A 25,343-nucleotide genomic window follows, 5' to 3' on the forward strand; every position below is an offset into this window, starting at 1 on the left:
AAAAGTGCATCGGCCTTTCGTCCGGGAAAGACCGATTTCCGGTAATTATTGCTGCTTTGAGTTTTACTGGGCGGGCGCGTCGCCACCCTCGATTTCGGTGATCGCGGCATCGCCATGCGTTTCACCGAGGCGTTTCAGAAATTCCGCCGTCGACGGCGAGCCACGCAATTGCAAGCCTGCGCGCGAGCGGGCAAGCGCTTCGAGCGAGCTTCGCGTCGCTTCCTGCTGCTCGTAGGAAAGCAGGTCGTTTCCTGATGCGCCCGCCGGTGCTGTCGCCGTCACCGGTTGCGAGTTCTCCTGAACGAGCGGCGTGGAGACGTTCGGATCGCTGACGGGATCGGGCGTTGCCGCGGGCAGCGACGACGACTTCAATATTGTCGGTTGCGCGGCAGGCGCTTCAAGCGCCTCGAACAGCGTTTCATTCGGATTCAATGCGCAAGCTCCGAGCAGAAGCGCTGCCGCCACCACGGCCGAGGCCCGATTGAAAATACCGCTCAATTTCCCTGGCTCCCAATACCAGATTGCCATAACCGTGAGTTCTTTACACCGTAACGCCTTGAAAAGGTAGATACGTGTCGGTCACACTCCCGAAAAATATGACAGTCGGTCACACAACGTGAAATTTTTGCGCCGCAGGACCTTACATAGTGTCCTTGCGCAACGCGACCAACGGCCTATGACCTTTCACCATCTTGTCAGCACCCGCTTACAAAGCGCTATTATGACTCAACAACATGAACGAAACTCAAATTAAGTTCCGGGGAAACGCCGAGCGATGACCGAAGACCGTCAGAATCCCCTGTTGCAATATATCGTCAAGAATCCGGAGACCTTTGCCCAGAACCTGGCGAAGATCGTCGAAAACGCCGGGAAAGCCATGGCCGCCTATGTCGAACCTCGCGAAAAAGGCGCCATCAGGCCGGTTTCCACAGACGATCTGAAGGCGATCGTGAAGACGCTTTCACAAGTCGGCGAATACTGGATGTCCGACCCGCAGCGCGCGGTGGAAGCCCAGACCCGGCTCTGGAACAATTACATCAGCCTGTGGAACTCATCGCTCAAGCGCATGATGGGCGAGGAAGCCAAGCCTTCCGTAACCCCCGACCCGCGCGACAAGCGCTTCCAAGATCCGGAATGGAACGACAATCAGTTCTTCGATTTCGTCAAGCAGCTTTATCTCATCACCTCCCAATGGGCGGAGGAGATGGTGGCCGATGCCGCGGAACTGGACGAACATACGCGCCACAAGGCTGATTTCTACGTCAAGCAGATCGCCAATGCACTCTCGCCTTCCAATTTCGTTCTGACCAACCCCGAGCTTTTGCGCGAGACGCTGGAATCGAACGGCGAAAACCTCGTCAAGGGGATGCAGTTGCTTGCCGAAGACATCAAGGCCGGCAAGGGCGAGCTCAAGATCCGCCAGTCCGACCCCACGAAATTCAAGGTCGGCAAGAACCTGGCGATGACGCCCGGAAAGGTGATCGCGCAAAACGACGTGTGCCAGGTTATCCAATATACGCCGACGACCGATCAGGTCCTGAAGCGGCCGCTCATGATCGTGCCGCCCTGGATCAACAAGTTCTACATTCTCGACCTCAATCCGGAGAAATCCTTCATCAGGTGGGCCGTCGAGCAAGGCCATACGGTCTTCGTCATTTCCTGGGTCAACCCCGACCGGCGGCAGGCGCAGAAAAGCTTCGAGCATTACATGCGCGAAGGCATTCTGGAGACGCTGGACGTGATCAAGCGCGCGACGGGCGAGGAGGAGGTCAACGCGATCGGCTATTGCGTCGGCGGCACGCTGCTGGGCGTCACGCTTGCCTATATGGCCGCGAAGGGCGACGAGCGCATCAAAAGCGCCACCCTTTTCACCACCCAGGTGGACTTCACATATGCGGGCGATCTCAAGGTTTTCGTCGATGAAGACCAGATTGCGGCGGTTGAGCGGGAAATGTCCGAAAAGGGCTATCTGGAAGGCTCGAAAATGTCGACGGCCTTCAACCTTCTGCGCTCGAACGACCTGATCTGGCCCTATGTGGTGAACAATTATCTGAAAGGCCGGGAGCCCTTCCCGTTCGACCTTCTCTACTGGAATTCCGATTCGACACGCATGCCCGCGGCCAATCACTCGTTTTACCTGCGTAACTGCTATCTGGAAAACCGCCTGACGAAGGGAGAAATGGAAATCGCGGGCGAGAAGCTCGATCTTCGTAAGGTGAAAATACCGATCTACAATCTCGCGGCGCGCGAAGACCACATTGCGCCAGCCAAGTCGGTCTACCTCGGCTCGCAATACTTCGGCGGGGATGTCACCTACGTTCTGGCCGGATCCGGACATATCGCCGGAGTGGTCAATCCGCCCGAGAAGAAGAAATATCAATATTGGTTAGACGGCAAGCCGGAGGGCGAACTCGACGACTGGATCGCATCGGCCGAGGAGCATCCAGGTTCATGGTGGCCGCATTGGGATGTGTGGATCCGCTCTCATGACGACACCATGGTCAAAGCGCGCAAGCCGGGCGCGAGACGAATGAAGATCATCGAGGATGCACCAGGAAGCTATGTGAAAACACAGGTTTGAACCGCCACACGCCGCACGCGGATATCCTCCGCCCCAATCGGCATTTGAGGCCGCGCCGCTCTGGTAGTATTCTTTTTTCAATCTGCTTCGAACGCGCCCCGCAGGCCGCAAAACCAGCAGCCCGTCATGATTAGGCTCGAACGCTCGCGATTTTCCAGTCAGCAGATCCGCCCGATGGATGCCGGACGTATCCGTCTGCTCGGCATGAGTTCGGATGTCTGGAGGCGCCATGCCAGCGGATGGAGCGTGTGGACCCGCTTCGCCACGCTTCCCTTTCTCTATCTCGCCGTCTGGTCGCACACGATTTACGGCTGGACCGCCGCAGCCGGCCTGAGCGCCATCGTTGTCGGCTGGCTATGGCTGAATCCACGGATCTTCCCCGCGCCGAATACCTTTGAGCGATGGCACGCGCGCGCCGTGCTTGGCGAACGCATCTGGCTCAATCGCGCGGCCATTCCCGTGCCACATGATGAGAACCGCAAGGCGTTAGCGTTTTCGGCCCTGGCAGGCGTCGGTTTCTTTGCTGGGCTTTGGGGCGCAATCTCGGCATCCTTGCCGTTGATGATCTCAGGTGCTGTGGTGACCTATGCAGGAAAGCTCGCTTTTCTCGCCGTCATGGTTCAGATCTACGACCTGATGCGCAATGCCCATCCGCTCTATCGTTCATGGACGCTTACGCCGGTAAACGACAACGAGAGGGCGGGTGGCCGGCACGAGCGTGCCGGATAGTTTCCTCAGCCTCAGCGCCTCTTTTCCGCAAGCAGGCCAATATATGTGAGGGCGACCGTCGCGCCGGCGATCGCCGTAATGTCGGCGTGGTCATAGGCGGGTGCCACTTCGACGATATCACCGCCGACAAAATCGACGTCGCCCAGTCCCCTGAGCACCGACAACGCCTCGCGCGATGACGGGCCACCCGCAACGGGCGTCCCCGTGCCCGGCGCGAAGGCCGGATCCAGGCAATCGATATCGAACGTCATATATGCCGGACAGCATCCGACGCGTGCCTTGACCCGCTCGATTATTCCGGGAATCCCGAGCGTGTCGAACTCATAACCGTGGATGATTTCAAAGCCACAATCCTGCGGCGCATGCGTGCGAATGCCAATCTGGATGGAACGTTCCGCGTCTATGATGCCATCGCGCACGGCGCGAAGCACGAAGGAGCCGTGGTCGATGCGCCCGCCATCATCATCCCACGTGTCCTGATGCGCATCGAACTGGACGAGCGCCAGAGGCCCGTGTTTCGCCGCATGCGCCTTCAGGAGCGGCCAAGTGACGAAATGATCGCCCCCGATCGAGAAGAGATGAACGCCCTTGTCGATGATCTCGCGCGCCTGCCTCTCGATATGGCCCGGGATCTCGGCATGAACGGCATAGTCGAAAACGCAATCGCCGTAGTCGACGGCGGCCAGCACTTCCCACGGATCGAACCCGAAAGGGTATTGCGGATCGCCGTCAAAAATCGCCGACGCCCGGCGCACACCCTGCGGCCCGAAGCGCGCGCCTGGACGGTTTGATACGGCGGCGTCGAACGGTATGCCCCAGACCGCAAGATCGACCCCCGAGAGATCCCGCGAAAACCGTCTTCGCATGAAAGATAGCGCGCCGCCATATGTCGGCTCATGCGAACCGCCTTTCAGGCTCTCGCCCAAAAAGGCATTGTCTGTCGGGCGCGGATAGCGGCTGCTCATCATCCACCTGTTCTGGCAAGAAATATCCGGGGGATAGTGCCCGCGCGCAAGGGTATTGAACACCCTTTTCGAGCCGCTTCTTCAAAACGATTTTTGACTGCTTGTCCGACGACGGGGGCGGCCAGATGCTCCCCCGCCGTTATTCGACGAATTCCGACCTTCCGCGGGCCGGGCCTGCAGCTGTGGTCAGGCCGCCGTGCGCGTGAGCACCTTGTCGAACCGCTCCAGCGCCCAATCAACGTCATCTTTCCCGATCACGAGGGGTGGTGCGATGCGGATCGTGTCCTCATGCGTGTCCTTCGCAAGAATGCCAAGTTCCTTGAGGGCTTCGCAATAGCGCCGAGCGCCCCCCGCCTCAGGGTGGAGTTCGACCGCCAGCATCAGGCCCCTGCCCCTGACCTCGCGAACGGCATTGGAGCGAATTTCCTCAAGGCCTTTCTTGAAATAGGCGCCCTGCTCTTCGGCATTTTCGATCATGCCTTCTTCCACCAGCACCTTCAGTGCCGCACGGGCAATCGCGCAGGCAAGCGGATTGCCGCCGAAGGTCGAGCCGTGCTCGCCCGGATTGAGCACACCCAGCACCTCCGTGTTCGAAAGAACCGCGGAAACCGGATAAAAGCCGCCCGAAAGCGCCTTGCCGACGAGGGTCACATCCGCCTCGATCTCCTCATGTTCCTCAGCAAGGATCTTGCCCGTGCGGCCAAGCCCTGTCTGGATTTCATCGAGGATCAGCGTGATGTCCTTTTCCGTGCAGAGTTCGCGCACGCGTTTGAAGTAGCCCGCTGGCGGGATGAGCACGCCCGCCTCTCCCTGAATCGGTTCAACGAGAAACGCGACCGTGTTTTCGTTGACGGCTTCGGAGAATGCCTCGAAATCGCCGAATGGCACAACCCTGAAACCGGGCGCAAAGGGGCCGAACCCGCTCCGCGCGACCGGATCGGTCGAGAACCCGACGATCCCCATGGTACGGCCGTGGAAATTATCGGAACAGACAATTATTTCGGCCTTGTTCTGCGGAACGCCTTTGACCTCGTACCCCCATTTGCGAACCGCCTTGATGGCGGATTCGACCGCTTCCGCTCCAGAGTTCATGGGCAAAACCTTGTGGGATCCGGTAAGGGCTGCGATCTCTTCGTAGAAATAGGCAAGCTGGTCGTTGCGAAACGCACGGGATGTTAGCGTCAGCTTCGAAGCCTGGTCGACCATCGCTTTCAGGATCTTTGGGTGGCAGTGGCCCTGGTTGACCGCCGAATAGGCCGATAGGCAGTCCAGATAGCGATTTTCCTCCACATCCCAAAGCCAGATGCCTTCTCCGCGAGTGAGGATCACATCGAGTGGCTTGTAGTTATGCGCACCCAACCGGTGCTCGGCGGCGATGAAGTCTTCGGGAAGACGGCTCATTCTGTTGTCTCCAGTGAATTACGCAAAGGCCTGCGTCGGCCGGTCCATGACGTCCTGGCCAAAGAGGCTTGCTACAAGTTCGGCAAGCACGGTGGCGCTGCGGCCACGCTCATCCAGGAAGGGATTCAACTCGACTACGTCGACAGAAACGACGCGGTCGCTGTCTTCGAGCATCTCCATGACGAGATGCGCCTCGCGATAAGTCGCACCGCCGGGCACCGTGGTACCGACCCCGGGGGCAACCGTCGGATCGAGAAAGTCAACATCTAGCGAAACGTGAAGTACGCCGTTTCGCTCCGCGACATGCTCCAGGAAGGAACGCATGAGAACGGAGACGCCGTGCTCGTCGATCATGCGCATGTCGACGACATTCACGCCACGCCGCTTCAAAAGTTCCCGTTCCTCCGGATCAATGGACCGCGCACCGAAAACGCACATGCGCGAGGGATCGACGAAAGCTGTCGGTTCACCGTCGAATACGGGCTTCAATTCCTCTTCACCGGCAAGCAGGGCCAGCGACATGCCGTGCATATTTCCCGAAGGCGAAATCGAAGGCGTGTTGAAATCCGCATGCGCATCCAGCCACAACACGAACAGCGGGCGATCCTGCTCTTGCCAATGGCGCGCCACCCCCATCACGGATCCCATCGACAGGCTGTGGTCGCCGCCGAGCACGATCGGCATATGCCCCGAGCCGATGATCTCGCGCGTCTTGCGGGCCAGCGGACGCACCCATGCGGCAACCGTTGCCGGTAAATGCGCTTTCCCTTCGAATTGAAGTTCCTCCAGGGCCCGTGCGTCATCCGGGGTGATATCGCCGAAATCCTGCACCGTCAGCCCAAGCGCCTGCAATCGTTCGGGAAGCTCCGCAACGCGTAGTGCTGCCGGACCCATGGCCGCGCCGCGACGCCCGGTTCCGGCTTCAAGAGGCACGCCGATGATGCCAATCATTGTGTCCGTGCGTTTTGCCATTGGGTTCCCTTTTCCGTCCGCCTCTTCATTCTCTTGAACCTTCCAGCGAAGAGTGACCGATCTGGAAGTTAGCGAAAAGTTGGAAATTTGGCGGTCTGGTTATATGTTTTTTTCGAATTGGAAAGTCGTTTTGAGCGAACTGGAACATGCATGGATGATATTGACCGCAAACTGATCGCCCTGCTCAGGCATGATGCCAGATTGCCGATAGCAAGTCTCGCTACGGAACTTGGCGTATCACGCGCTACCGTACGCGCGCGGATCGACCGCCTCGTGCAATCCCGCGTCATCTTGGGTTTCACCATCAATCTCGGCGAGGACGCCAATGCCAACCGCATACGCGCGGTCATGATGATCGCGGTCGAAGGGCATCGGGCCGAGGCGATCATAAAGCGCCTTTACGGATTTCTCGAAATCCGCGCGCTTCACACCACCAACGGGCGTTGGGACGTGGTGGCCGAGATCGAGACCGACACGCTGGAGGCATTCGACAAACTTCTGACGACTATTCGTCAGCTCGACGGCATAGCCTCGACGGAGACGAGCATCCTTCTGTCGTCGAGAAAACGGTAATCCCTATCGAATGCGCTACGGCACGGTGTTTCAGCCCCGGTCGTTCATCGGCAATCTAGCCGCGGGAATTGGCCTTGCGCGAAGAGCCACGGTCGACAATAAGTGGTCCACAATCGTGAAAACGGCGCCTTGAACGCGCCGCGCAGACAATTTGCCGTCTTGCGGACATCGGCAAAAAACGAGAAGGGAAACATATGGCCGGCAACCACTTGATCGCCATCGGTAGTTATTTCGAGTGGGACCGGGAGGCGATGGCGTCCGGCTACACCTTGCACGAAGTGCCCAATGCGGATGCGGTGCTTGATCTTCCTGCCGATGTGAGAGCCGAAGTTCGCGCCATCGCATTCAAGGGGCATACGCCGTTTGGCGAAAGGCATATGGAAAGCCTGCCTGCGCTTGGCCTGATCGCCAATTATGGCGTGGGCTTCGATGCAATTGACGTCGCCGCCGCGAGCGAGCGCAATATACAGGTCAGCAACACGCCGGACGTTCTCAATGACGATGTCGCGGATCTTGCCGTGGCCTTGCTGCTTGCGCAGTCACGCAAGCTGATCGAAGGTTCGACCTGGGTTCGCTCTGGCGATTGGCCGAAAAAGGGGGAGCTGCCGCTTAATCGAAAGGCTAGCGGCCGGCGCGCCGGCATCGTGGGCCTTGGCCGAATCGGACGGGAGATCGCCGACCGTCTGGCCGCCTTCAAGATGGAGATCCACTATCACTCGCGTTCGCCCAAGGACACGCCGCGATCCTGGACGTTCCACGCCGATCCGGTATCGCTGGCGCGCGATGTCGACTATCTGTTCGTCGCGCTTGTCGGCGGCAAGGAAACCGCCGGCTACGTTTCAAGGCAAGTCATCGAGGCGCTGGGGCCGGACGGCATCCTGATCAACATTTCACGCGGCTCCACCATTGATGAGGCCGCGCTACTCGAAGCGCTGGAAAACGGCGGAATTCGTGGCGCCGGGCTCGACGTCTTCAATAATGAGCCGAACATCGATCCGCGCTTCCTGGAGCTCGATAATGTTGTTCTGCAACCTCATCAGGGGTCCGGCACGATTGAAACCCGCAAGGCGATGGGCCAACTACAGCGCGACAATCTCGCCGCCTTTTTCGCGGGCGAAAAGCTGCTCACTCCCGTCAACTGATCGACGGGAGTGACAACACGATAACGCATCATTCAGCGGCAACGACTTCCTGCCGTTGTCTGCCGAGGCCGGCAACCTCGATCTCCATGACGTCGCCAAGCTTCAGAAAACGCTGAGGCTTCAGGCCCATCCCGACGCCCGACGGCGTACCGGTGGCGATGATGTCGCCGGGGCGAAGCGTCATGAAGTTCGACATGTAGGAGATGATCTCGGCCACGGTGAAGATCATGTCCGAGGTATCCGAAGCCTGCATCACCTCGCCATTGAGCGTGAGCCGGACCTTCAGATTCTGAGGATCCGGCACCTCGTCGGCCGTGACCAGATAGGGGCCCACCGGCCCAAATGTGGGGGCCGATTTACCCTTGATCCACTGCCCACCCTTCTCGATCTGGAATTCGCGTTCCGAAACATCGTTGATCGTGCAGTACCCGGCGACGAAGTCGAGCGCATCAGCCTCGCTGATGTACGTCGCCTCACGCCCGATAATGACGCCAAGCTCGACCTCCCAGTCGGTCTTGACCGATCCGCGCGGGATCGCGACCGGATCGAACGGCCCGGACAAGGCCGAAGTCGCCTTGGAAAAGATGATCGGTTCCTTGGGCGGTTCGGCCCCGGTTTCGGCCGCATGCTTGGCGTAATTCAACCCAATGCAAAAGAAGTTCGGAACGTCCGCAAGGCAGCTTCCGATCCTTCCCGGCTGCTCGACGACGGGAAGGCCGTTGATATCTATCCGCCGAATCGCTTCCAACGCGTTGAGCGAAACGCCCGTGCCGGCGAAATCATCGACTTTTCCGGACAGGTCTCGCACATTGCCGTCCTTGTCGAGAATGCCGGGTCTTTCCTGGCCCTTCGGCCCGAATCGCAAGAGCTTCAAAGACTTTCCTTTCTTCAGGTTACTTGAGAAAACAGGAGGCGCTTTTCATCGACCGCCAATTCAGGTTTCGCGTTCTTCGAACAGGCCCGCAACATTCGTGACCACATGCTTGATGTGGCTCCCGATTTCCTTTGCCACGAAGCGCGCGTCGCGGGCTTTCAGCCCCCGCACGATCTCCCCGTGCTGGGTCAAGGAGCGTTCCCGGTCGCTTTTGATTCTGGCGGAAAGATAACGCGTTCTCCAAAGTCGAGCGAGATAAGCGGCATGCGTCTGCGCGAGCGACCTGTTGTGGGACGCGGCCGCGATTGCGCGGTGGAAGTCCATGTCGACTTCGAACAGGTCGACAGAATCTCCCGTTTGAGCCGTTTTCAGCATATTCCGGTAAAGGCGCTCGATTTCCTCAAGCTCTTCGGACGTCGCGTTCTTGCAGGCAAGCTTGCCGGACAGGACTTCCAGCGCGCTCATCACCTCCAGATCGTCCGATATTTCTTTCAGCGAGGGTGCGGCTACGATCGGGCTGCGGGCGGGGCGGAGCACGACGAGCCCCTCCTTCGCAAGAATCCGGATCGCCTCGCGCATTGGAGTTCGGCTCACTCCAAGTTCTTCGGCGTTATCGCGTTCCTTGATGCTGGCACCTGGCGCTAGGCCTCCGAGAAGAATCTTGCGGCGCAACTGATTGGCGATGCGCTCCGCTAGCGTCGACGACTGTTCCATTTTTGTTCCAGCCCGCAAGGCGATCCCACTTCAGCCCCGCCTCTCCTTGCGTCGGTAATCGCATATCAACAGCGGAAGTTTGGTATACCAAAAACGATTGATTGTCGAGGCTGCTTTGGCTAGCGTTCCCGCATGTATGGTATACCATGCAGGTGGGCGACGCTTCGTCGTGCACAACCACGCGATCAAGAATTTCGGCATAAGCCGAAGGGAGGAAACATGAAACTCAAGACGCTGATCACATCTGTCGCAGTGTCCGCGCTTCTGGCGGGTCCGGCGGCTGCGGAAACGCTGCGTATCCAGACGCACTACGCGCCCGAAACAGTGTCCGGCAAACTCGCAGGCCAGTTCGTGGACGACGTCCAGACCATGTCCGGCGGCGATATCCAGATCGAGATGTTTTATTCATCTTCGGTCGTTAAATCGGTTGAAACGTTCGACGCCGCCGCAAACGGCATCCTGGACTGCGACATGACCGGCGGCGCCTATCAGACCGGCAAGAACCCCGCCTTCCAGTTCGTGGGCGACATCATGGGCGGGTACGATACGCCCTGGCAGCAGTACGCCTGGCTTTACAACGGCGGCTTCGAAGCCGCTGACGCGCTCTACAACCAGTACAACATGAAGCTTGTCGGCTGGTGGGTCTACGGTCAGGAATCAATGTCCTCATCCAAGCCAATCGCCGGCCCCGAGGACCTCAAGGACTGGAAGTTCCGTTCGCCTCCCGGCCTTGAGACCGAGATTTTTGCCGAGTTGGGCGCCAGCCCGGTGGTCATGGATTTCACCGAAATCTTCACCGCGCTTGAAACCGGCATCATCGATGGCGCGGATGCCAGCGGATTGGCCAACAACGTAGGCCTCGGCCTCTACGATCTGGTCAAGCACGCCACCTATCCTGGCTTCCATTCGATGCCGTCGGACCATCTCGCCTGCCGCAAGGACAAGTGGGACAGCCTCACCGATCAGCAAAGGCGGATCATCGATACCGCGATGCAGAAGCTGGCTTTCCAGACCGCGCTGACTTTCGAAGTGGCCAATAACGAAGCCGCCGCGAAACTGCGCGAACAGGGCGTCACGTTGCACGACTGGTCGCCGGAAGATCGCGCTGCTTTCCGCGCCGCCGCGCAGAAAGCATGGCAGGGATGGGCCGAAAAGACGCCGGAAGCACGCGCGCTTGTCGATAGCCACATGGCGTTCCTGAACAAGCTCGGCCTCGTCGCGAATTAAGGGCGACGCCACCTTAAACAAGGCAAGCTCCATCCCGGAGCTTGCCTGACTATTCCCAGCCCAAAGCTTCAGAGGGACCGCGATGCACAGGTCCGGGTCCGCCAAGGACATGCTCTGGCCGACGATCTTCGTTGCCAGCCTTGGTTACTTCATATGGTTCTTCCCGCAATTCATCGTTTTCTTCGGCCTCGGGAACGATGCCCTCAACTCTCAGAACACACCTGCCGGGCTGATCGATTTTCTCATCATGCTCGTGGCAGCTCTCGCTCTTGTCATGGGCATCGTAAACGCGGAAACGACAACCGGTGAAGGAGATGCCGAGACCTTCTTCGACCGCATCAGTATCTTTCTCGGGCGCTCGACGATGCTTTTGATCGTCATCCTCGTGTCGGTCATGTTTTACGAGGTCGTTCTGCGATACGTCTTTGAACGACCGACGCTCTGGGCTAACGAATTATCGTTATGGATGGCAGGTTTCATATTCCTGCTCGCCGGCCTTTATGCCATGCAGCAGCGCAGTCACATTCGCATTTATCTCCTTTATGATGTGCTTCCCCGGAGCATCCAGCGGCTGTGCGATGTGATATCGGCACTGCTGATACTCGCCTTTGCTCTTGCCATGATCTACGGCAGCTACAACGAAGCACTGGCCAAGCTCATGCGTTGGGAAACCTTCGGAACGGCGTTCGACCCTCCGATCCCGGCAACTCTCAAACCCATGATCTTGTTGATCATTCTGCTTGTTGCAATACAGGCGCTATTCAATCTGGTGGCCGACTGGAACAAGTTGCCTGAACATCATGCGATCATCGACGAAGAGGAAATCGAAGACATAATCCATTCCGTCGAAGAGCATAAGCACGCCGGCGAGAAAGAAAAATAAATGTTCGATATCGGAACCATCTCGATCATCCTGCTTATGTCGATGCTTCTTCTGCTGGCCATCGGCATGCCGCTCGGCTTCGCGTCGGCCATCTTGGCGGTCGGCGTATTGGTTATGAAATTCGGCCCGGATATCCTGTTCGGAAACTTCGGCACGGGCCCGCTGAACATTTTGGCGCAAAGGGTTTACGGCCTTCTCACCGACTACGTGCTGATATCCATCCCGCTTTTCATTTTCATGGCGAATTTGCTGGAACGATCCGGCATCGCCAGCGAAATGTATAATTCGCTCAATGTCTGGCTCAGCCGGGCGCGCGGCGGGATAGCTATCGTCACCTCGGTCATGGCGGTGATCATGGCGGCAATGTCGGGCATCATCGGTGGCGAGGTCGTGCTGCTTGGGCTCATCGCACTGCCGCAGATGCTCCGTCTGGGCTACAACCAGAACCTGGCCATAGGCACGATCTGCGCAAGCGGTTCGCTCGGGACGATGATCCCTCCCTCGATCGTTCTGATCATCTACGGCCTGATTACCGAAACTTCGATCAAGGCACTGTTCACGGCGAGCTTTCTTCCAGGCTTCATGCTGGCCAGTTTCTTCATCATCTACATTATCGTCCGCACGCAATTGAACCCCGATCACGCCCCCTTGCCCGAGCCTGTGCCTGGGGAACCTGAGGGGCGCGAAAAAGCAGCGCTGTTTGGTACCTTCGTCCTGACGTTGATCGCCGGCTTCTGCACCGCTCTTTTCCTTAGGGCGACCTTCTTTACGGTGACAGGCCAGAATACGGCCAGGGAAGGTGTTGATGCGATAACGCTGGGAACTCCGGACTACGTCTTGAAGTTCGGCATCGCCTTGGCAATCGCGCTCGGGCTCATATTGTTCGTGGCAGGCCGCGAACGGTTCGCCAAGTCCTGGAAGATGGGCAAAGGGCTCGTTGCTCCGCTTGTAGTTATCGGTGTTGTTCTCGGCTCCATTTATGGCGGGATCACCGGCATTACCGAAGCTGCGGGCATGGGCGTCGTCGCCGTGGGTGTCATCGCTACGCTTCGTAGAGAGATGAGCTTTCACCTCTTGTTTGAAAGCCTCAAACGCACGCTGAAATCCACCGGTACCATCATCTGGGTTACAATCGGCGCCACGGCTCTCGCCGGTGCCTACACAATCGCCGGCGGCCCCACCTACATCGCCAACACCATTATCGGGGCCGAACTGCCGACGATGAGCATCATCCTGATAATGATGGTCATCTTCCTGTTTCTCGGTGCATTTATGGACTGGGTCGGCATCGTCCTTCTCGTCATGCCGGTGTTCTTGCCGATCGTGCTGCGTCTTCCGGTGGAGGAACTCGGTTTTCTGGGGGGGTTGGACCCCCGGCACGTCGCGATTTGGTTCGGCGTTGTCTTCACCATGAATATGCAGGTCAGCTTTCTGTCGCCTCCGTTCGGCCCGGCCGCCTTCTACCTGAAGTCGGTTGCCCCGCCGCACATCACGCTTACTGACATTTTCAGGGGCTTTCTGCCATTTATCGGCATACAGCTGCTCGCCCTCGCGGTGCTGCTGATCTGGCCGCCAATGGTCTCGCTCTTTTTGTAAGGCGCAGTCGAAACCGGCCGGACGCCACCCTGCGGCGATCCGGCGATCCGACTTTTACCAATCGGGAGTTATTACCGTGACCCACCCCAAAATCGGATTCATCGGCCTTGGCCTCATGGGCTCGGCGATGGTGGAATGCCTGCAGGCCAATGGCTACGACGTGACGGTGATCGTCAATCGGTCGCGCAAATCGATTGATGAAGCGCTCGCGCGCGGCGCAACCGAAGCCAAGACCTCAGCCGAACTCGCCGCCACTTCCGATATCGTTATGTTCTGCATGGATACTTCCGCCAGTGTGGAAAGCCGGGTTTATGGCGATGATGGCGCTCTCGCCGGAGTCAAGCCCGGCACGGTCGTGATCGATTTCGGCACCTCCCTTCCCGGCTCCACCAAAAAGATCGGAGCCGATCTGGCGAAAAAAGGAGCGGTCTATCTGGACGCACCGCTTGGGCGCACGCCTTCACATGCCAAGGAAGGCAAGTTGAACATCATGTGCTCCGGCGACGATACGGCTTACGAAAAGGTCAAGCCGGTGCTTGATGTCCTGGGAGAGAACGTCTTTCACCTCGGCCCGCTCGGCACCGGGCATACGATCAAACTGATCAACAATTTCTTCGCCATGACCACCGCTTGCGCGATGTCTGAAGCGTTCGCCATGGCCGACAGCGCGGGCGTTCCGCGCGAAAAGCTCTATCAGGTGATGGCGGCGGGCCCGCTGCACTCGGGCATGATGGACTTCATCAAATCCTACGCGATGGACCACAAGGTCGACCTCGCCTTTTCCATGGCAAACGCGAAAAAGGACGTCGGCTACTATCGCGCGATGGCCGAAGAGCTCGGCGCGAGATCGCGGATGTCATCCGCCGCAACCGAGACGCTCGAGGAGGCTGTCGGCGATGGCTGGGGCGAACGCATGGTCCCCGAGATGGTCGATTTTCTGGCCTCCGCTTTCGCCAGGAAATAAAGACCACAAATCCTTCGCGCCGAAATTCACATTACAGCCCCTTCACAGGCAAACCGTACCCGGCTCATGATGCCGGATACGGCCCGGTCGGAAGCAATCTCCGCTTAGCCCCGTCCGATGTATGGCATGGCGGTCGCCATCACCGTCATGAATTGCACGTTGGCTTCAAGCGGCAACGTTGCCATATGCAGGACGGAGGTTGCGACGTGGCTTGCGTCCATGACGGGTTCGATGCGCGTCGAACCGTCGGCCTGCGGTACGCCTTTGGTCATCGCAACAGCCATGTCGGTGAGGGCGTTGCCGATGTCGATCTGACCGCAGGCAATGTTGAATCGCCGCCCATCTAGCGAGAGTGTGCGCGTCAGGCCTGTTACCGCATGTTTAGACATGGTGTAGGGCACCGATCCCGGCCGCGGCACATAGGCCGATACCGAACCATTGTTGATGATGCGCCCGCCTTGCGGGTCCTGTTTGCGCATCGTGCCGAAGGCTTCGCGCGCGCATAAAAACATGCCGTTGATGTTGACATTGCTCAGCGCCAGCCAGTCATCGACCGCGATTTCGTCGATCAATGTCGAAGGCAGGCTCATTCCCGCGTTGTTGAACAACACATCGAGTCGGCCCCAGCGACCCGACACTTCCGAAAATCCCTCTGCGACCGCTTTCGGGTCGGTCACGTCAAAAGGGAGAACAAGAGCGTTTTCATGACCCTCCGCGCTCTCTTCCAACGCGTTTTCACGCCTTCCGACGAGAGCGACACGCCAGCCTTCCTTCAAAAAAATCCTCGCCGTCAGCCGCCCGATCCCGCTGCCTGCACCGGTTATGAGGATCGTCCTTGCGCCATTCTCGGTCATTCCTGTCGCTCCCTTCAAAATTATCAGTCTTTCGTCTTCGCCGCCACACGCGGGCAATGGTGCTTTCGCGAACGGCTTCCGGCAGCAAGAACCCTTCGGCGTTAATTGCGAAGGCGAAGGCCACATACGGGCGGATCCGGCTTCCTCAAGGCTGTCTTTTTCAGCCGATCCTGTTATTGCGTTGGATGGATTCGCTTCTTGGTATACCAAGTGCGATGAATATCACATTTGGATTTTGAAATGCGTCACGGTCCGCAAAATTCAGGGATAATCATGACCCCAATTGCAAGGCTTGCTTTGGTGACAACAGTTGCTGCGGCAAGTTGCCTCGCTCTTCCCGCGCTGGCGGAGGAGCCCGAAACGGCGCGCGCCTGCGTCGCGATCCAGTCTGAAGCAGGCGCTTCAGCCGCCGAATGCGTGAACCGCTTTCAGGCAGATTGCCTCCAATATGAAGAAGGAAGCCACGCCGGATTGGCCTGCTTTCTCGAAGCAAAAGAAAAATGGGGTGGCCTGATCAAGGAACGCATGGAGGAGATCAGGGCAAGTGCTCCTGACGAGATCAGCCAGATTGCCGGAATCGAGGTCAAATACGACCTACAGCAGAACCTGCTTCAGTGCGACCGCATCAGGGAACTGACCCTTGTGCGCAAGGATCCGGATGAGAAAACGCGGCATGCTCACGCGCGCTGCGAGGCGACGGCCGTCGGGCTTGCCTATGTCAAGCTGCTTATCCAGTCGAACGCATCCAGATAGACCGGCCACGACATAGAATGACCGTTTCCACCAAGAAGGCGTTTCGCCGCGGATTCCGCGATTGCAGCCCATTCGTCGCAATCGTCATCCCTTACGCGCTCCTGTTCGGTGTGGTTGCGCGCGATGCCGGCCTTGCCGTCTACGAAGTCATGTCGATGTCCGTGCTCATCATTGCCGGAGCATCGCAATTCACAGCACTTGCGTTGATGCAGGAGCATGCGCCGGTCTTCATTGTGCTTCTTGCGGCGCTTGCCGTGAACATGCGCATGGCGATGTATTCTGCCGCCCTTGTTCCGCACTTGGGCAAGGCTCCAATGCGGTTGCGCGTCCTCATGGCCTACCTGATGGTCGATCAAAGCTTCGCGGTTTCGGTGAAAACCTACGAGGAAGAGCCGCGAATGCCGCTGGATGAGAAGATCTCCTATTATTTCGGCTGCGTGACGGCGGTTTGCCCGCTTTGGTATCTTTGCACCTTCACCGGCGCGATGATCGGACAAGCGATTCCGACGCATTTTTCGCTCGATTTCGCCATCCCCGTCTGCTTCATCGCGCTCGTCGCGCCGATGATGCGCAGCCTGCCGCATGTGATTTCCGCTTTCGTTTCGGTCCTCGGCGCGATTGCCTTTTCCTGGATGCCCTACAATCTCTGGCTGATCGTGGCCGGCAGCCTTGCCATGGCGGCCGGTGCCCAGACGGAGTTTTTTCTTGAACGGCGGGCAAAGCGGGCATGATCGAGAAAGATATTTTCTGGATCGTGACGTGCCTGCTTGGCGCCGGCACCTTTCTGATCCGCTTTTCCTTTCTCGGGCTTTTGGGCGGGCGCGCCCTGCCCGGCTGGGTGCTTTCCCATCTTCGCTATGTCGCCGTCGCCGTCCTGCCCGCCCTGATCACGCCGCTGGTGCTTTGGCCGCCGGCAACCGGCGGCGAAACCGATGCGGCGCGCCTGATTGCGGCGCTGGCGGCTTTCCTTGTGGGTCTGAGGAACAGCATCGTTGGCGCGGTCGTCGCAGGCATGGGCACGCTTTATCTGATGCAATACCTGCTCGGTTGAAGTCAGACGAATGCGCTTTTGGCGCCGCCCGTTTTCTGCGACTTGAAGATCGAGCTGGCGTCCGGAGCTGGTGGCAGAGGGATCGAGACCGGAACTTTTTCCAGCCGCGGCGCAAGGCACAAGCGTCCTGTGATCAGCCGCTCCTGAAGGTCGTCCCACAAACGCCTTTGGCCGAGCGAATGGATGTAGGATCCAGCCCCCAACAATGGCCAGGCGTCGGCAGCGTGACACTCGTAGAACAGGATCAGCCGCGCCCGGTCGCTGGTATTGGGCGCCGAGCCATGCAGCGTCTTGGCATGATGCACCGTCATGCTTCCTGCCTTGCCGGTCAGCGTCACCGCCTTTTCCTTTTCGAATAGCGGGTCGTCGGGATCGATCGCGCCGCAAAACACGCCGTTTGCCATATGGCTCAGGATTTCGCCCTTGTGCGACCCCGGTATCACCATCAAGGGCCCGTTGTCGTCATCAACGTCTTCAAGCATCAGGCCGAAAGCGAGCATGGAATCATTCGTATGGGGATAAAACGCCCAGTCCTGATGCCACTCCACGGCCGCGCCGCCACCCGGCGCTTTCGTGTTCAGCTTGCTGGTCTGCAGCATCGTGTCCGGACCCAGCAGATCGATCAAAACCTCTGTGATCCTTGAGTCGCGCAACAATTCCCAGAAATAGGGGTGAACACGGTGCGGCAGCTTGATCCGCGTGAGGCGCGGTGACGCCGCGCTATGGCCTTCATCCAGATCGTAGATGTCGTTGCTTTCGGTCACATCGCGCGACTTTTCAATCAGATCGTAGGTGATCCGCTGCAATTCCCGCAGTTGATCTTCCGTGATGGCATCTTCGATCATGAGGTAGCCGTCGCGGTCGTAACGCGCCTTTTGTTCCTGTGTCAGCATCTGGCCGACCTCCCCACCGCATGTTCAACAAGCACACGTCCAACCCTATTTTTTCTTTCGCCCTTTCTCGACCGCTTCGGCGATGTTCACGCCGTTCAGCGCGGCCACATGATCGGACAGCATGGGAACGTAATCGCCCCCCTTCCCGATCGCCTCGGCGTGGGTGAAATAGTGCTTCACAGACGCCCCCATGATGTTCACGACATCCGCACCGGCCGCCATATTAGCAATGTAGCGCACATCCTTGCTGGCATTTGCGATTGTGAACTTGTGCGCATCGCGGTCGCGGTCCACGGTATAGTGCATGAAGGTGTCGAAGAAACCGTTCGACATCCGGCTCGAACCGATCACGTCACGGACCGTTTGCGGAGAGATTCCAACCTTCGCGGCAAGTGTGACCGCTTCGGAATAAAGTGCGGCATATCCCATGGCGATGAAGTTCATGATGAGCTTCATTCTGTGGGCGCTCCCCACCGGCCCGATATGCTGAATATTGGCGGCCCAGCATTCAATCACCGGCCGGATTTTTTCGAAGACTTCCGGCTCCGCTCCCACCATCGCATCCAGCGTTCCCGCCTCGGCTTCGGCAGGCGTGCGGCCAAGCGGCGCATCGACCAGCGTCATACCCTTTCCGCTCAATTCAGCGGCGAGTGTTACAGTCGAATTCGGGTCGGCCGTTGTGGCGTCGATGACGATCAGGCCCGACTTGCCGGAGGCGAGGATCCCCTCTTCTCCGCGGATCACGTTTTCCACCTGTTCGCTGCTGGAAAGGCAGATGTGAACGATATCGCACGCTTCGGCCATCTCCTTCGGGCTTGCCACCTCGCGCGCACCTCTGGATACGAGATCGTCGACCGGCTTGCGGTTTCTGTGCCCTTTGACGATAAGTTCGTAGCCGCCTTTCAGTATATTCGCCGCCATCCCGTGGCCCATATACCCAACACCGATGAAGCCTATAACGGGCTTGCCGGATGCCTGTGTCATGTCTCCTCCCATGGCCTTAGAGGTACGGCCTTCAAAGGCTGGCTGTTATGCCGCCATCCACGAACAGCGTGTGACCGTTGACGAAACTGGAAGCGTTCGAGGCAAGAAATACGCAAGCCCCGACAAGTTCTTCCACCTTCCCCCAGCGACCGGCAGGCGTGCGCTTTTCAAGCCAGGCGCAAAACTCCGGATCATTGACGAGGGCCGCGTTCAAGGGGGTATCGAAATAACCCGGCGCAATGGCGTTCACCTGAAGGCCGTATTTTGCCCAGTCGGTCGCCATGCCCTTGGTCAGGTTCGTCACCGCACCCTTGCTCGCGGTATAGGGCCCAATTCCAGGGCGCGCCAAGGCGGATTGTACCGAGGCTATGTTGATGATCTTGCCCTGCCCGCGCCGGATCATGTGCCGCGCTACGGCCTGACCGACATAAAAGACCGACGAAACATTGGTTTTCATGAGTCGGTCGAATGCTTCGGTTTCGAATTCTTCCAGCGGTGCGCGGTGCTGCATGCCCGCATTGTTGACCAGGATGTCAATGGGCCTTTCCTCGCGTTCAAACCGGTCAACGGCTTGCGCAACCGCTTCAGCGTCACAGGCGTCAAAAGGCAGTTCATGCACCTTGAAGCCCTCTTCCTCGAGCTTTTGTGCGGCTTTCTTCAGTCGGCTGGCATTGCGTCCGTTCACGACGACGCTCGCTCCCGCTTCCGCAAGGCCACGGGCAAGCGCGTTGCCGATACCCATAGACGATCCCGTCACGAGTGCCGTCAGGCCTGAAAGATCGAATAAATTTGACATCTCGTCCGTTTTCTTCCGCTTGCCGTTCTCGCGAAAACCGGTTCTGGAAACTTTTCCAATCTTCTTGATGGTCGGCTCAAATGGTATACCATTTCGGCGGTGCCGCAAGCCGACTTATGCTCTACCGCATATTGGAAAATCGCGCTCCAGGGAGACCCGCCATGAAGGCGATCCATGTTCACGCCGCCGGAGATTTACGGCTCTCGGAAGTGCAATCCACGCGCACGGGCCCTGATGAAGTGCGCGTGAAGATCGCCCGTGGCGGAATCTGCGGATCGGATCTGCATTACTACCAGTATGGGGGATTTGGCACCGTGCGGTTGCGCGAACCGATGATCCTTGGTCATGAGGTTGCAGGCCACATCATCGAAATTGGCAGCGATGTGCGTAATTTACGCGAAGGCGACCTCGTGGCCGTTTCGCCTTCCAGGCCGTGCAAGTCATGCCGCTTTTGTCTCCAGGGCTTGCCGAACCAATGCCTGAACATGCGCTTTTACGGCTCTGCGATGCCGTTTCCGCATATTCAGGGAGCGTTTCGCGAAGAACTCATCGCCACGGCCGAACAATGCGTACCTGCCGAAGGCTTGAGCCCTCCGGAAGCGGCGATGGCGGAACCACTGTCCGTTTGCCTTCATGCCACCCGCCGTGCGGGAGAAGTGCTCGGAAAGCGGGTACTGATCACGGGGTGCGGGCCGATTGGCGTATTGGCGGTGCTTGCGGCGCGCCGCGCCGGAGCGGCGGAAATCGTGGTGGTTGATATTGAGGAAAATCCGCTACGCTTTGCCCTTCGTGCCGGCGCGGACCAGGCCATCAATACAGTTGAGGAGGCAGAAGCCCTATCCTCGTATTCCGCCGATAAAGGGTATTTCGACATCCTTATGGAATGTTCCGGTGCCCAAGCGGCCCTTGCCGCAGGCATCGGCGCCCTGCGTCCACGCGGGGTGATCGTGCAACTTGGCCTGTCCGGCGACATGAGCCTTCCGATGACGCAGATTACCGCAAAAGAGCTTGAGCTGCGCGGTTCATTCCGCTTCCACGAAGAATTTGCCGTCGCTGTCGATCTCATGTCGAAAGGTCTGATCGACGTGAAACCGCTTTTGACCCATACCCTTCCCCTCGCCTCGTTCAAGGAAGCTTTCGACATAGCGTCAGACAGATCCCGCGCAATGAAGGTGCAACTGGATTTCGGCGCGTGACGGCAGAACCTGACAGAACTGGAACCCGAACTTCATGCTGACATTCGCAGCCGCCGTGTTTCTCTTGATCATCACGCCCGGCCCCGGCGTTCTTTCCACCGCGGGCGTGGGGTCCGCATTCGGCGTGAGAGATGGGCTGAAATATATCACTGGCCTTTTCACCGGCACGAACATGGTCGCCTTTGCCGTCATCTCCGGTCTGGCGGCGATCGTGCTCGCAAATCCCGTCATTCGCACGATATTGCTTGTCGCTTCCGTAGCCTACCTTCTTTACCTCGCTGCGAGGATCGCCTTCGCCGGATCCAGGATCGCCTTTATCGAGGCGAAAACCGCGCCCGGCGTCATGGCGGGCATCCTGCTCCAGTTCATCAATCCGAAGGCATATGCGGTAAACACAACGCTCTTCACCGGCTTTGCGTTTTATCCGGAAAGCCTTCTGGTCGAGACGGTATCGAAGCTCATCATCCTGAATCTGATCTGGATACCCATTCATCTGGCCTGGCTTTATGCCGGTATTGCGCTAAAGCGGCTGGAAATTGCCGCGCACCACCAGTTCCGCATCAATGTCATCATGGCTTTGTCGATGCTGGGCGTGGTTGCACTGGCCTTGTTTTCAGGATTCGGCGGGACGTCTTGAGGGTTGGGAAAGCTGGCCTGACGAACTCAAACAAGCGGGAGTGTTGAAATGACGGCCTATGGATACTCCGGCATCTGGCCGGTTGCCCCGACGCCTTTCAACGAAGATGGCACGATTGACGTCAAGGGAATGCGCCGCGTTCTGGATTGCATGATCGATCAGGGCGTCGACGGTATCTGCATCCTCGCCAATTTTTCCGAGCAATTCCTTATTTCGGATGCCGAGCGCGATATGCTGACCCGCCTTTCGCTGGAACATGTCGCGGGGCGCGTTCCGGTGATCGTTACCGTCAGCCATTTCGCGACCGAGATCGTGACGGCGCGCAGTCGTCAGGCGAAGGAACTGGGCGCCTCCATCGTCATGATGATGCCGCCCTATCACGGAGCTCTTCTCAAGGGCACCGCCGAGCAGACATTCGAGCAGTTCGTCCGTGTCGGCGACATCGGAATACCGATCATGCTGCAGGATGCGCCGCTTTCGGGCGTCGACCTGCCCGTACCTCTCCTGGCGAGGATGGCGCGGGAAATCGACATGCTGAAACTTTTCAAGATCGAATGCCCCGGTGCAGCAGCCAAGCTTCGTGCGCTCATAGACGAGGCGGGAAACGCGATCGAAGGACCGTTCGACGGCGAGGAGGCAATCACCTTGATGGCCGATCTCGATGCGGGCGCGAGCGGCACGATGACATCGGCCATGATTCCGGACCTGATCGGCCCCATCGTAAGAGATCATCTTGCAGGCGACCGGCAGGCAGCACTTGAAGGCTATTCCCGCGTCCTGCCCGCAATCAACCATGAGAACCGCCAGTGCGGTTTTCGCGCGGCGAAAGAGGCGATGGTGGAAGGCGGTGTCATCCGTTCCGCGTTCTGCCGCCACCCGATCCCACCCCTGCATCCGGAAACGCGCGCGATGCTGATCGAGTTCCTGAAACCGCTTGATCCGCTTGTGCTTTCCTGGGGACGATAGACTTGGGAGAAACGAATATGCTTCCCACAAGCAATAACCTGGGCGAAGCCCTGCTGGTCGGTCGGGTGTGGCGCCCCGATGCGGCCGGCCCTTCGCTTGTCTCCGTACGCGGTGAGCGGGTAATCGACATCACGTCGAAAGAAACGCCCACCATGCGCGACCTTCTGGAGCGGGACGACCTTGCCGCTTACTTGCGCGCCGCGAAAGGTGAAGACTTGGGCTCGCTGGCCGAGATATTCGGCAATTCCACAGAAGGGCCGGACAAGGAAAAAATTCATTTTCTTTCGCCTGCCGACCTTCAGTCGATCAAGGCCAGCGGCGTCACCTTCGCCCAATCGATGGTAGAGCGCGTGATCGAGGAGCGGGCGGCGGGCGACCCCGATCTTGCGCAAGACATCCGCAAGAAGGTGCAAGCCGTCATCGGCGACAGTCTGCACGGCATTGTACCGGGCTCCGACAAGGCGATGCAGGTCAAGGCCGTACTCCAGCGCGAAGGCCTGTGGTCACAGTATCTGGAAGTGGGAATCGGGCCGGATGTCGAAGTCTTCACCAAGGCGCAGCCGATGGCTTCCGTCGGCTGGGGCGCGTCGGTCGGCCTGCACCCGATATCGCGGTGGAACAATCCCGAACCCGAAATTGTGCTCGCAATCGACAGCAAGGGCCGAATACGTGGAGCAACCCTCGGCAACGACGTGAACCTGCGCGATATCGAAGGACGATCCGCTCTGCTGCTCGGCAAGGCGAAAGACAACAACGCCTCATGCGCGATCGGCCCGTTCATTCGCATATTCGATGACGCCTACACGCTCGATGACGTGAGACGCGCCGAGTTGAACCTGAAGGTTGAAGGTGAAGACGGCTTTGTCCTCGATGGTCATTCCTCGATGACGCAAATCAGCCGCGATCCGGAGGATATCGTCCGCCAGACCATCGGCCGCCATCACCAGTATCCCGACGGATTCATGCTGTTCCTGGGTACGCTCTTCGCGCCGATCCAGGATCGCGACGAGCCGGGCCAAGGCTTCACGCATAAAGTGGGCGACGTCGTTTCGATCTCGGAAGCAAATCTGGGTGAGTTACGAAATACCGTTCGTCTTTCGACCGAGTGTCCGGTGTGGCAGTTCGGAACCGCCGCGCTTATGCGCAACCTCGCCGGTCGCGGCCTTCTATAGTCACGGATTCCGATCAACGATCATTCGTTCGATAAAAAGCGCCCGGCCATTTCTGTCCGGGCGCTCTATTTTTTGCTTACCGGCTGCCCAGGTTCAGGCGACTGCTCGCGACAGTGCGCATTGCGACCACAGGTCGTTGAGCGCGCCGACGAGATGCTCAAGATCACCAGGCGTGTGAAGTGGCGACGGAGTAATGCGAAGGCGTTCCGTGCCGACGGGAACCGTCGGATAGTTGATCGGCTGCACGTAAATACCGTAGCTGTCCAGAAGCAGGTCCGACAGCCATTTGCACTTGGCGGCATTTTTCACCATCACCGGCACGATGTGGCTCGGGTTCTCAAGGTGAGGAATGCCACGCGCATCCAGCATGGCGCGCAACTTTTCCACGTTACGCCGCTGCTGGTGGCGCTCGAACTCGCTTTGCTTCAGATGTTTGATCGAAGCGATCGCGCCCGCGGCAAGCGCCGGCGGCAGTGCGGTCGTGAAAATAAACCCGGATGCGAAGGAACGAACGAAGTCGCAAAGCGTCGCGGATGCCGCGATATAACCGCCCATGACGCCGAAAGCCTTGCCAAGCGTACCTTCGATCACGGTCAGGCGGTCCATCAGGCCTTCGCGTTCGGCAATCCCGCCGCCGCGCGGACCGTAAAGGCCGACTGCATGCACCTCGTCCAGATAGGTCATCGCGCCATACTTGTCGGCGATATCGCAGAATTCGGCGATCGGGGCAATGTCCCCGTCCATAGAATAGACGCTTTCAAAGGCGATCAGCTTCAGACGGTCCGGATCGTCAGCGGCGATCAACCTTTCAAGGTCTTCCGGCGAATTGTGCTTGAACACCCGCTTTTCGCAGCGCGAATGGCGAATGCCCTCGATCATCGATGCGTGGTTCAACTCGTCGGAATAGACGATCACTCCGGGGATCTTCGAGGCGAGCGTGCCGAGTGCCGCCCAGTTCGAAACATAGCCGGAGGTGAAGATCAATGCCGACTCCTTGCCGTGTAGATCGGCAAGTTCGCGCTCCAGTTCGACGTGATAATGATTGGTGCCTGAAATATTCCGGGTGCCGCCCGCGCCCGCGCCACAGCGCTCGATCGCCGTCTTCATGGCTTCGGTCACGGCCGGGTGCTGCCCCATGCCAAGGTAGTCGTTTGAGCACCAAACGGTTACATCATGAGTCGAACCGTCCTCGCGATAGCGCGTGGCTTTCGGGAAGGCGCCGGAATGCCGTTCGAGATCACAGAAAACACGATAGTTTCCCGCCTCGCGCAGTCCGTCGATGGCCTGCTTGAAGAAAGCGTCCATATCCTTCACGCTTCTTCCCCTTTCCTTGCCCTTGTTTTCCCTGCGGAACCGGCCTCTTGCGAATGCGCCAGGCTCTACGCGAATGTTCAATACGCCCCTCTTTGCCCGATCATAG

Annotated in this window: 26 protein-coding genes; 15 read left to right on the plus strand and 11 right to left on the minus strand. The window is 58.6% G+C overall.

What is annotated here, in order from left to right:
* Positions 1–63: 63 nt before the first annotated feature.
* A complete protein-coding gene (locus tag HPQ64_RS15490; RefSeq protein WP_172889400.1) occupies positions 64–498 on the minus strand; it encodes a hypothetical protein in 435 nt (144 codons plus the stop codon).
* Between the two features lie 277 nt (positions 499–775).
* Between HPQ64_RS15490 and HPQ64_RS15495 the strand changes: the two genes are divergently transcribed.
* Both HPQ64_RS15495 and HPQ64_RS15500 read left to right on the plus strand, forming a co-directional pair.
* Positions 776–2,581 (plus strand): PHA/PHB synthase family protein, encoded by a 1,806-nt coding sequence (locus HPQ64_RS15495; protein WP_172889401.1) that lies wholly within the window; start codon positions 776–778, stop codon positions 2,579–2,581.
* 126 nt (positions 2,582–2,707) lie between these two features.
* On the plus strand, positions 2,708–3,310 hold the full coding sequence (locus HPQ64_RS15500) for a DUF6653 family protein (protein ID WP_210260291.1): 603 nt from the start codon (positions 2,708–2,710) through the stop codon (positions 3,308–3,310).
* Between the two features lie 11 nt (positions 3,311–3,321).
* Here the strand turns inward: HPQ64_RS15500 and speB are convergent, their stop codons facing one another.
* From speB to rocF, 3 genes are all read right to left on the minus strand, one after another.
* Positions 3,322–4,275, minus strand: a complete 954-nt coding sequence (gene speB / locus HPQ64_RS15505) for an agmatinase (RefSeq protein ID WP_172889402.1) — start codon at positions 4,273–4,275, stop codon at positions 3,322–3,324.
* 186 nt (positions 4,276–4,461) lie between these two features.
* Positions 4,462–5,676 (minus strand): ornithine--oxo-acid transaminase, encoded by a 1,215-nt coding sequence (gene rocD, locus HPQ64_RS15510; protein ID WP_172889403.1) that lies wholly within the window; start codon positions 5,674–5,676, stop codon positions 4,462–4,464.
* Between the two features lie 18 nt (positions 5,677–5,694).
* On the minus strand, positions 5,695–6,648 hold the full coding sequence (rocF, locus tag HPQ64_RS15515) for an arginase (protein ID WP_172889404.1): 954 nt from the start codon (positions 6,646–6,648) through the stop codon (positions 5,695–5,697).
* A 150-nt stretch (positions 6,649–6,798) separates the two neighbouring features.
* On the opposite strand from rocF, the gene HPQ64_RS15520 reads away from it, so the two are divergent.
* Together HPQ64_RS15520 and HPQ64_RS15525 are read left to right on the plus strand one after the other, a co-directional pair.
* Positions 6,799–7,221: an Lrp/AsnC family transcriptional regulator gene (locus HPQ64_RS15520; protein WP_172889405.1), complete on the plus strand. Its 423-nt coding sequence runs from the start codon at positions 6,799–6,801 to the stop codon at positions 7,219–7,221.
* 194 nt (positions 7,222–7,415) lie between these two features.
* Entirely contained in the window at positions 7,416–8,363 is a 948-nt protein-coding gene (locus HPQ64_RS15525) for a 2-hydroxyacid dehydrogenase (RefSeq protein ID WP_172889406.1), read from the plus strand.
* Between the two features lie 28 nt (positions 8,364–8,391).
* On the opposite strand, the gene HPQ64_RS15530 is transcribed toward HPQ64_RS15525, so the two are convergent.
* Complete coding sequence (locus HPQ64_RS15530; RefSeq protein ID WP_172889407.1) at positions 8,392–9,237, minus strand: fumarylacetoacetate hydrolase family protein; 846 nt, start codon at positions 9,235–9,237, stop codon at positions 8,392–8,394.
* 60 nt (positions 9,238–9,297) lie between these two features.
* On the minus strand, positions 9,298–9,951 hold the full coding sequence (locus HPQ64_RS15535) for a GntR family transcriptional regulator (protein ID WP_172889408.1): 654 nt from the start codon (positions 9,949–9,951) through the stop codon (positions 9,298–9,300).
* A 219-nt stretch (positions 9,952–10,170) separates the two neighbouring features.
* On the opposite strand from HPQ64_RS15535, the gene HPQ64_RS15540 reads away from it, so the two are divergent.
* From HPQ64_RS15540 to HPQ64_RS20735, 4 genes are all read left to right on the plus strand, one after another.
* Positions 10,171–11,178, plus strand: coding sequence for a TRAP transporter substrate-binding protein (locus tag HPQ64_RS15540; protein ID WP_172889409.1), 1,008 nt, complete (start codon positions 10,171–10,173; stop codon positions 11,176–11,178).
* Positions 11,179–11,260: 82 nt separating this feature from the next.
* Positions 11,261–12,061 carry a TRAP transporter small permease subunit gene (locus HPQ64_RS15545; RefSeq protein WP_210260292.1) on the plus strand — a complete coding sequence of 267 codons (801 nt, stop codon included), beginning with the start codon at positions 11,261–11,263 and terminating at the stop codon, positions 12,059–12,061.
* Positions 12,062–13,657 carry a TRAP transporter large permease gene (locus tag HPQ64_RS15550; protein ID WP_172889410.1) on the plus strand — a complete coding sequence of 532 codons (1,596 nt, stop codon included), beginning with the start codon at positions 12,062–12,064 and terminating at the stop codon, positions 13,655–13,657.
* A gap of 76 nt (positions 13,658–13,733) precedes the next feature.
* Complete coding sequence (locus HPQ64_RS20735) at positions 13,734–14,621, plus strand: NAD(P)-binding domain-containing protein (protein ID WP_172889411.1); 888 nt, start codon at positions 13,734–13,736, stop codon at positions 14,619–14,621.
* Positions 14,622–14,725: 104 nt separating this feature from the next.
* Here HPQ64_RS20735 and HPQ64_RS15560 read toward each other — a convergent pair whose 3' ends face one another.
* Entirely contained in the window at positions 14,726–15,475 is a 750-nt protein-coding gene (locus HPQ64_RS15560; protein ID WP_172889412.1) for an SDR family oxidoreductase, read from the minus strand.
* A 273-nt stretch (positions 15,476–15,748) separates the two neighbouring features.
* Here HPQ64_RS15560 and HPQ64_RS15565 point away from each other — a divergent pair, with 273 nt between their 5' ends.
* The 3 genes from HPQ64_RS15565 to HPQ64_RS15575 are packed head-to-tail and all read left to right on the plus strand — an operon-like array spanning position 15,749 to position 17,279.
* On the plus strand, positions 15,749–16,228 hold the full coding sequence (locus HPQ64_RS15565) for a hypothetical protein (RefSeq protein ID WP_172889413.1): 480 nt from the start codon (positions 15,749–15,751) through the stop codon (positions 16,226–16,228).
* A gap of 17 nt (positions 16,229–16,245) precedes the next feature.
* Positions 16,246–16,959, plus strand: a complete 714-nt coding sequence (locus HPQ64_RS15570) for an AzlC family ABC transporter permease (protein ID WP_172889414.1) — start codon at positions 16,246–16,248, stop codon at positions 16,957–16,959.
* Positions 16,956–17,279, plus strand: coding sequence for an AzlD domain-containing protein (locus HPQ64_RS15575; protein WP_172889415.1), 324 nt, complete (start codon positions 16,956–16,958; stop codon positions 17,277–17,279). The genes HPQ64_RS15570 and HPQ64_RS15575 overlap by 4 nt, the downstream gene beginning before the upstream one ends.
* A gap of 2 nt (positions 17,280–17,281) precedes the next feature.
* Here HPQ64_RS15575 and HPQ64_RS15580 read toward each other — a convergent pair whose 3' ends face one another.
* From HPQ64_RS15580 to HPQ64_RS15590, 3 genes are read right to left on the minus strand one after another with little or no spacing between them, the layout of a single operon-like run.
* Positions 17,282–18,172 (minus strand): phytanoyl-CoA dioxygenase family protein, encoded by an 891-nt coding sequence (locus HPQ64_RS15580; RefSeq protein ID WP_172889416.1) that lies wholly within the window; start codon positions 18,170–18,172, stop codon positions 17,282–17,284.
* 45 nt (positions 18,173–18,217) lie between these two features.
* Positions 18,218–19,156: an NAD(P)-dependent oxidoreductase gene (locus tag HPQ64_RS15585; protein WP_172889417.1), complete on the minus strand. Its 939-nt coding sequence runs from the start codon at positions 19,154–19,156 to the stop codon at positions 18,218–18,220.
* A gap of 31 nt (positions 19,157–19,187) precedes the next feature.
* Entirely contained in the window at positions 19,188–19,952 is a 765-nt protein-coding gene (locus tag HPQ64_RS15590) for an SDR family oxidoreductase (RefSeq protein WP_172889418.1), read from the minus strand.
* Positions 19,953–20,113: 161 nt separating this feature from the next.
* Between HPQ64_RS15590 and HPQ64_RS15595 the strand changes: the two genes are divergently transcribed.
* The 4 genes from HPQ64_RS15595 to HPQ64_RS15610 are packed head-to-tail and all read left to right on the plus strand — an operon-like array spanning position 20,114 to position 23,923.
* On the plus strand, positions 20,114–21,148 hold the full coding sequence (locus tag HPQ64_RS15595; protein WP_172889419.1) for an L-idonate 5-dehydrogenase: 1,035 nt from the start codon (positions 20,114–20,116) through the stop codon (positions 21,146–21,148).
* A 34-nt stretch (positions 21,149–21,182) separates the two neighbouring features.
* A complete protein-coding gene (locus tag HPQ64_RS15600; RefSeq protein ID WP_172889420.1) occupies positions 21,183–21,785 on the plus strand; it encodes a LysE family translocator in 603 nt (200 codons plus the stop codon).
* 48 nt (positions 21,786–21,833) lie between these two features.
* A complete protein-coding gene (locus tag HPQ64_RS15605; protein ID WP_172889421.1) occupies positions 21,834–22,751 on the plus strand; it encodes a dihydrodipicolinate synthase family protein in 918 nt (305 codons plus the stop codon).
* A gap of 17 nt (positions 22,752–22,768) precedes the next feature.
* Positions 22,769–23,923 carry a fumarylacetoacetate hydrolase family protein gene (locus HPQ64_RS15610; protein WP_172889422.1) on the plus strand — a complete coding sequence of 385 codons (1,155 nt, stop codon included), beginning with the start codon at positions 22,769–22,771 and terminating at the stop codon, positions 23,921–23,923.
* 93 nt (positions 23,924–24,016) lie between these two features.
* Here HPQ64_RS15610 and hemA read toward each other — a convergent pair whose 3' ends face one another.
* The gene (gene hemA, locus HPQ64_RS15615; RefSeq protein ID WP_172889633.1) at positions 24,017–25,228 is read right to left on the minus strand and encodes a 5-aminolevulinate synthase; all 1,212 of its coding nucleotides are present in this window, start codon (positions 25,226–25,228) and stop codon (positions 24,017–24,019) included.
* Between the last annotated feature and the right edge of the window lie 115 nt (positions 25,229–25,343).

Origin of the sequence: Hongsoonwoonella zoysiae (assembly GCF_013266695.1) — a bacterium.
GTDB lineage: Bacteria > Pseudomonadota > Alphaproteobacteria > Rhizobiales > Stappiaceae > Hongsoonwoonella > Hongsoonwoonella zoysiae.

Coding starts and splice junctions, on each gene's coding strand:
- HPQ64_RS15495 (WP_172889401.1), top strand. CDS start 776: ATGACCGAAGACCGTCAGAATCCCCTGTTGCAATATATCGTCAAGAAT.
- HPQ64_RS15500 (WP_210260291.1), top strand. CDS start 2,708: ATGATTAGGCTCGAACGCTCGCGATTTTCCAGTCAGCAGATCCGCCCG.
- speB (WP_172889402.1), bottom strand. CDS start 4,275: ATGAGCAGCCGCTATCCGCGCCCGACAGACAATGCCTTTTTGGGCGAG.
- rocD (WP_172889403.1), bottom strand. CDS start 5,676: ATGAGCCGTCTTCCCGAAGACTTCATCGCCGCCGAGCACCGGTTGGGT.
- rocF (WP_172889404.1), bottom strand. CDS start 6,648: ATGGCAAAACGCACGGACACAATGATTGGCATCATCGGCGTGCCTCTT.
- HPQ64_RS15520 (WP_172889405.1), top strand. CDS start 6,799: ATGGATGATATTGACCGCAAACTGATCGCCCTGCTCAGGCATGATGCC.
- HPQ64_RS15525 (WP_172889406.1), top strand. CDS start 7,416: ATGGCCGGCAACCACTTGATCGCCATCGGTAGTTATTTCGAGTGGGAC.
- HPQ64_RS15535 (WP_172889408.1), bottom strand. CDS start 9,951: ATGGAACAGTCGTCGACGCTAGCGGAGCGCATCGCCAATCAGTTGCGC.
- HPQ64_RS15540 (WP_172889409.1), top strand. CDS start 10,171: ATGAAACTCAAGACGCTGATCACATCTGTCGCAGTGTCCGCGCTTCTG.
- HPQ64_RS15545 (WP_210260292.1), top strand. CDS start 11,261: ATGCACAGGTCCGGGTCCGCCAAGGACATGCTCTGGCCGACGATCTTC.
- HPQ64_RS15550 (WP_172889410.1), top strand. CDS start 12,062: ATGTTCGATATCGGAACCATCTCGATCATCCTGCTTATGTCGATGCTT.
- HPQ64_RS15560 (WP_172889412.1), bottom strand. CDS start 15,475: ATGACCGAGAATGGCGCAAGGACGATCCTCATAACCGGTGCAGGCAGC.
- HPQ64_RS15565 (WP_172889413.1), top strand. CDS start 15,749: ATGACCCCAATTGCAAGGCTTGCTTTGGTGACAACAGTTGCTGCGGCA.
- HPQ64_RS15570 (WP_172889414.1), top strand. CDS start 16,246: ATGACCGTTTCCACCAAGAAGGCGTTTCGCCGCGGATTCCGCGATTGC.
- HPQ64_RS15575 (WP_172889415.1), top strand. CDS start 16,956: ATGATCGAGAAAGATATTTTCTGGATCGTGACGTGCCTGCTTGGCGCC.
- HPQ64_RS15580 (WP_172889416.1), bottom strand. CDS start 18,172: ATGCTGACACAGGAACAAAAGGCGCGTTACGACCGCGACGGCTACCTC.
- HPQ64_RS15585 (WP_172889417.1), bottom strand. CDS start 19,156: ATGACACAGGCATCCGGCAAGCCCGTTATAGGCTTCATCGGTGTTGGG.
- HPQ64_RS15590 (WP_172889418.1), bottom strand. CDS start 19,952: ATGTCAAATTTATTCGATCTTTCAGGCCTGACGGCACTCGTGACGGGA.
- HPQ64_RS15595 (WP_172889419.1), top strand. CDS start 20,114: ATGAAGGCGATCCATGTTCACGCCGCCGGAGATTTACGGCTCTCGGAA.
- HPQ64_RS15600 (WP_172889420.1), top strand. CDS start 21,183: ATGCTGACATTCGCAGCCGCCGTGTTTCTCTTGATCATCACGCCCGGC.
- HPQ64_RS15605 (WP_172889421.1), top strand. CDS start 21,834: ATGACGGCCTATGGATACTCCGGCATCTGGCCGGTTGCCCCGACGCCT.
- HPQ64_RS15610 (WP_172889422.1), top strand. CDS start 22,769: ATGCTTCCCACAAGCAATAACCTGGGCGAAGCCCTGCTGGTCGGTCGG.
- hemA (WP_172889633.1), bottom strand. CDS start 25,228: ATGGACGCTTTCTTCAAGCAGGCCATCGACGGACTGCGCGAGGCGGGA.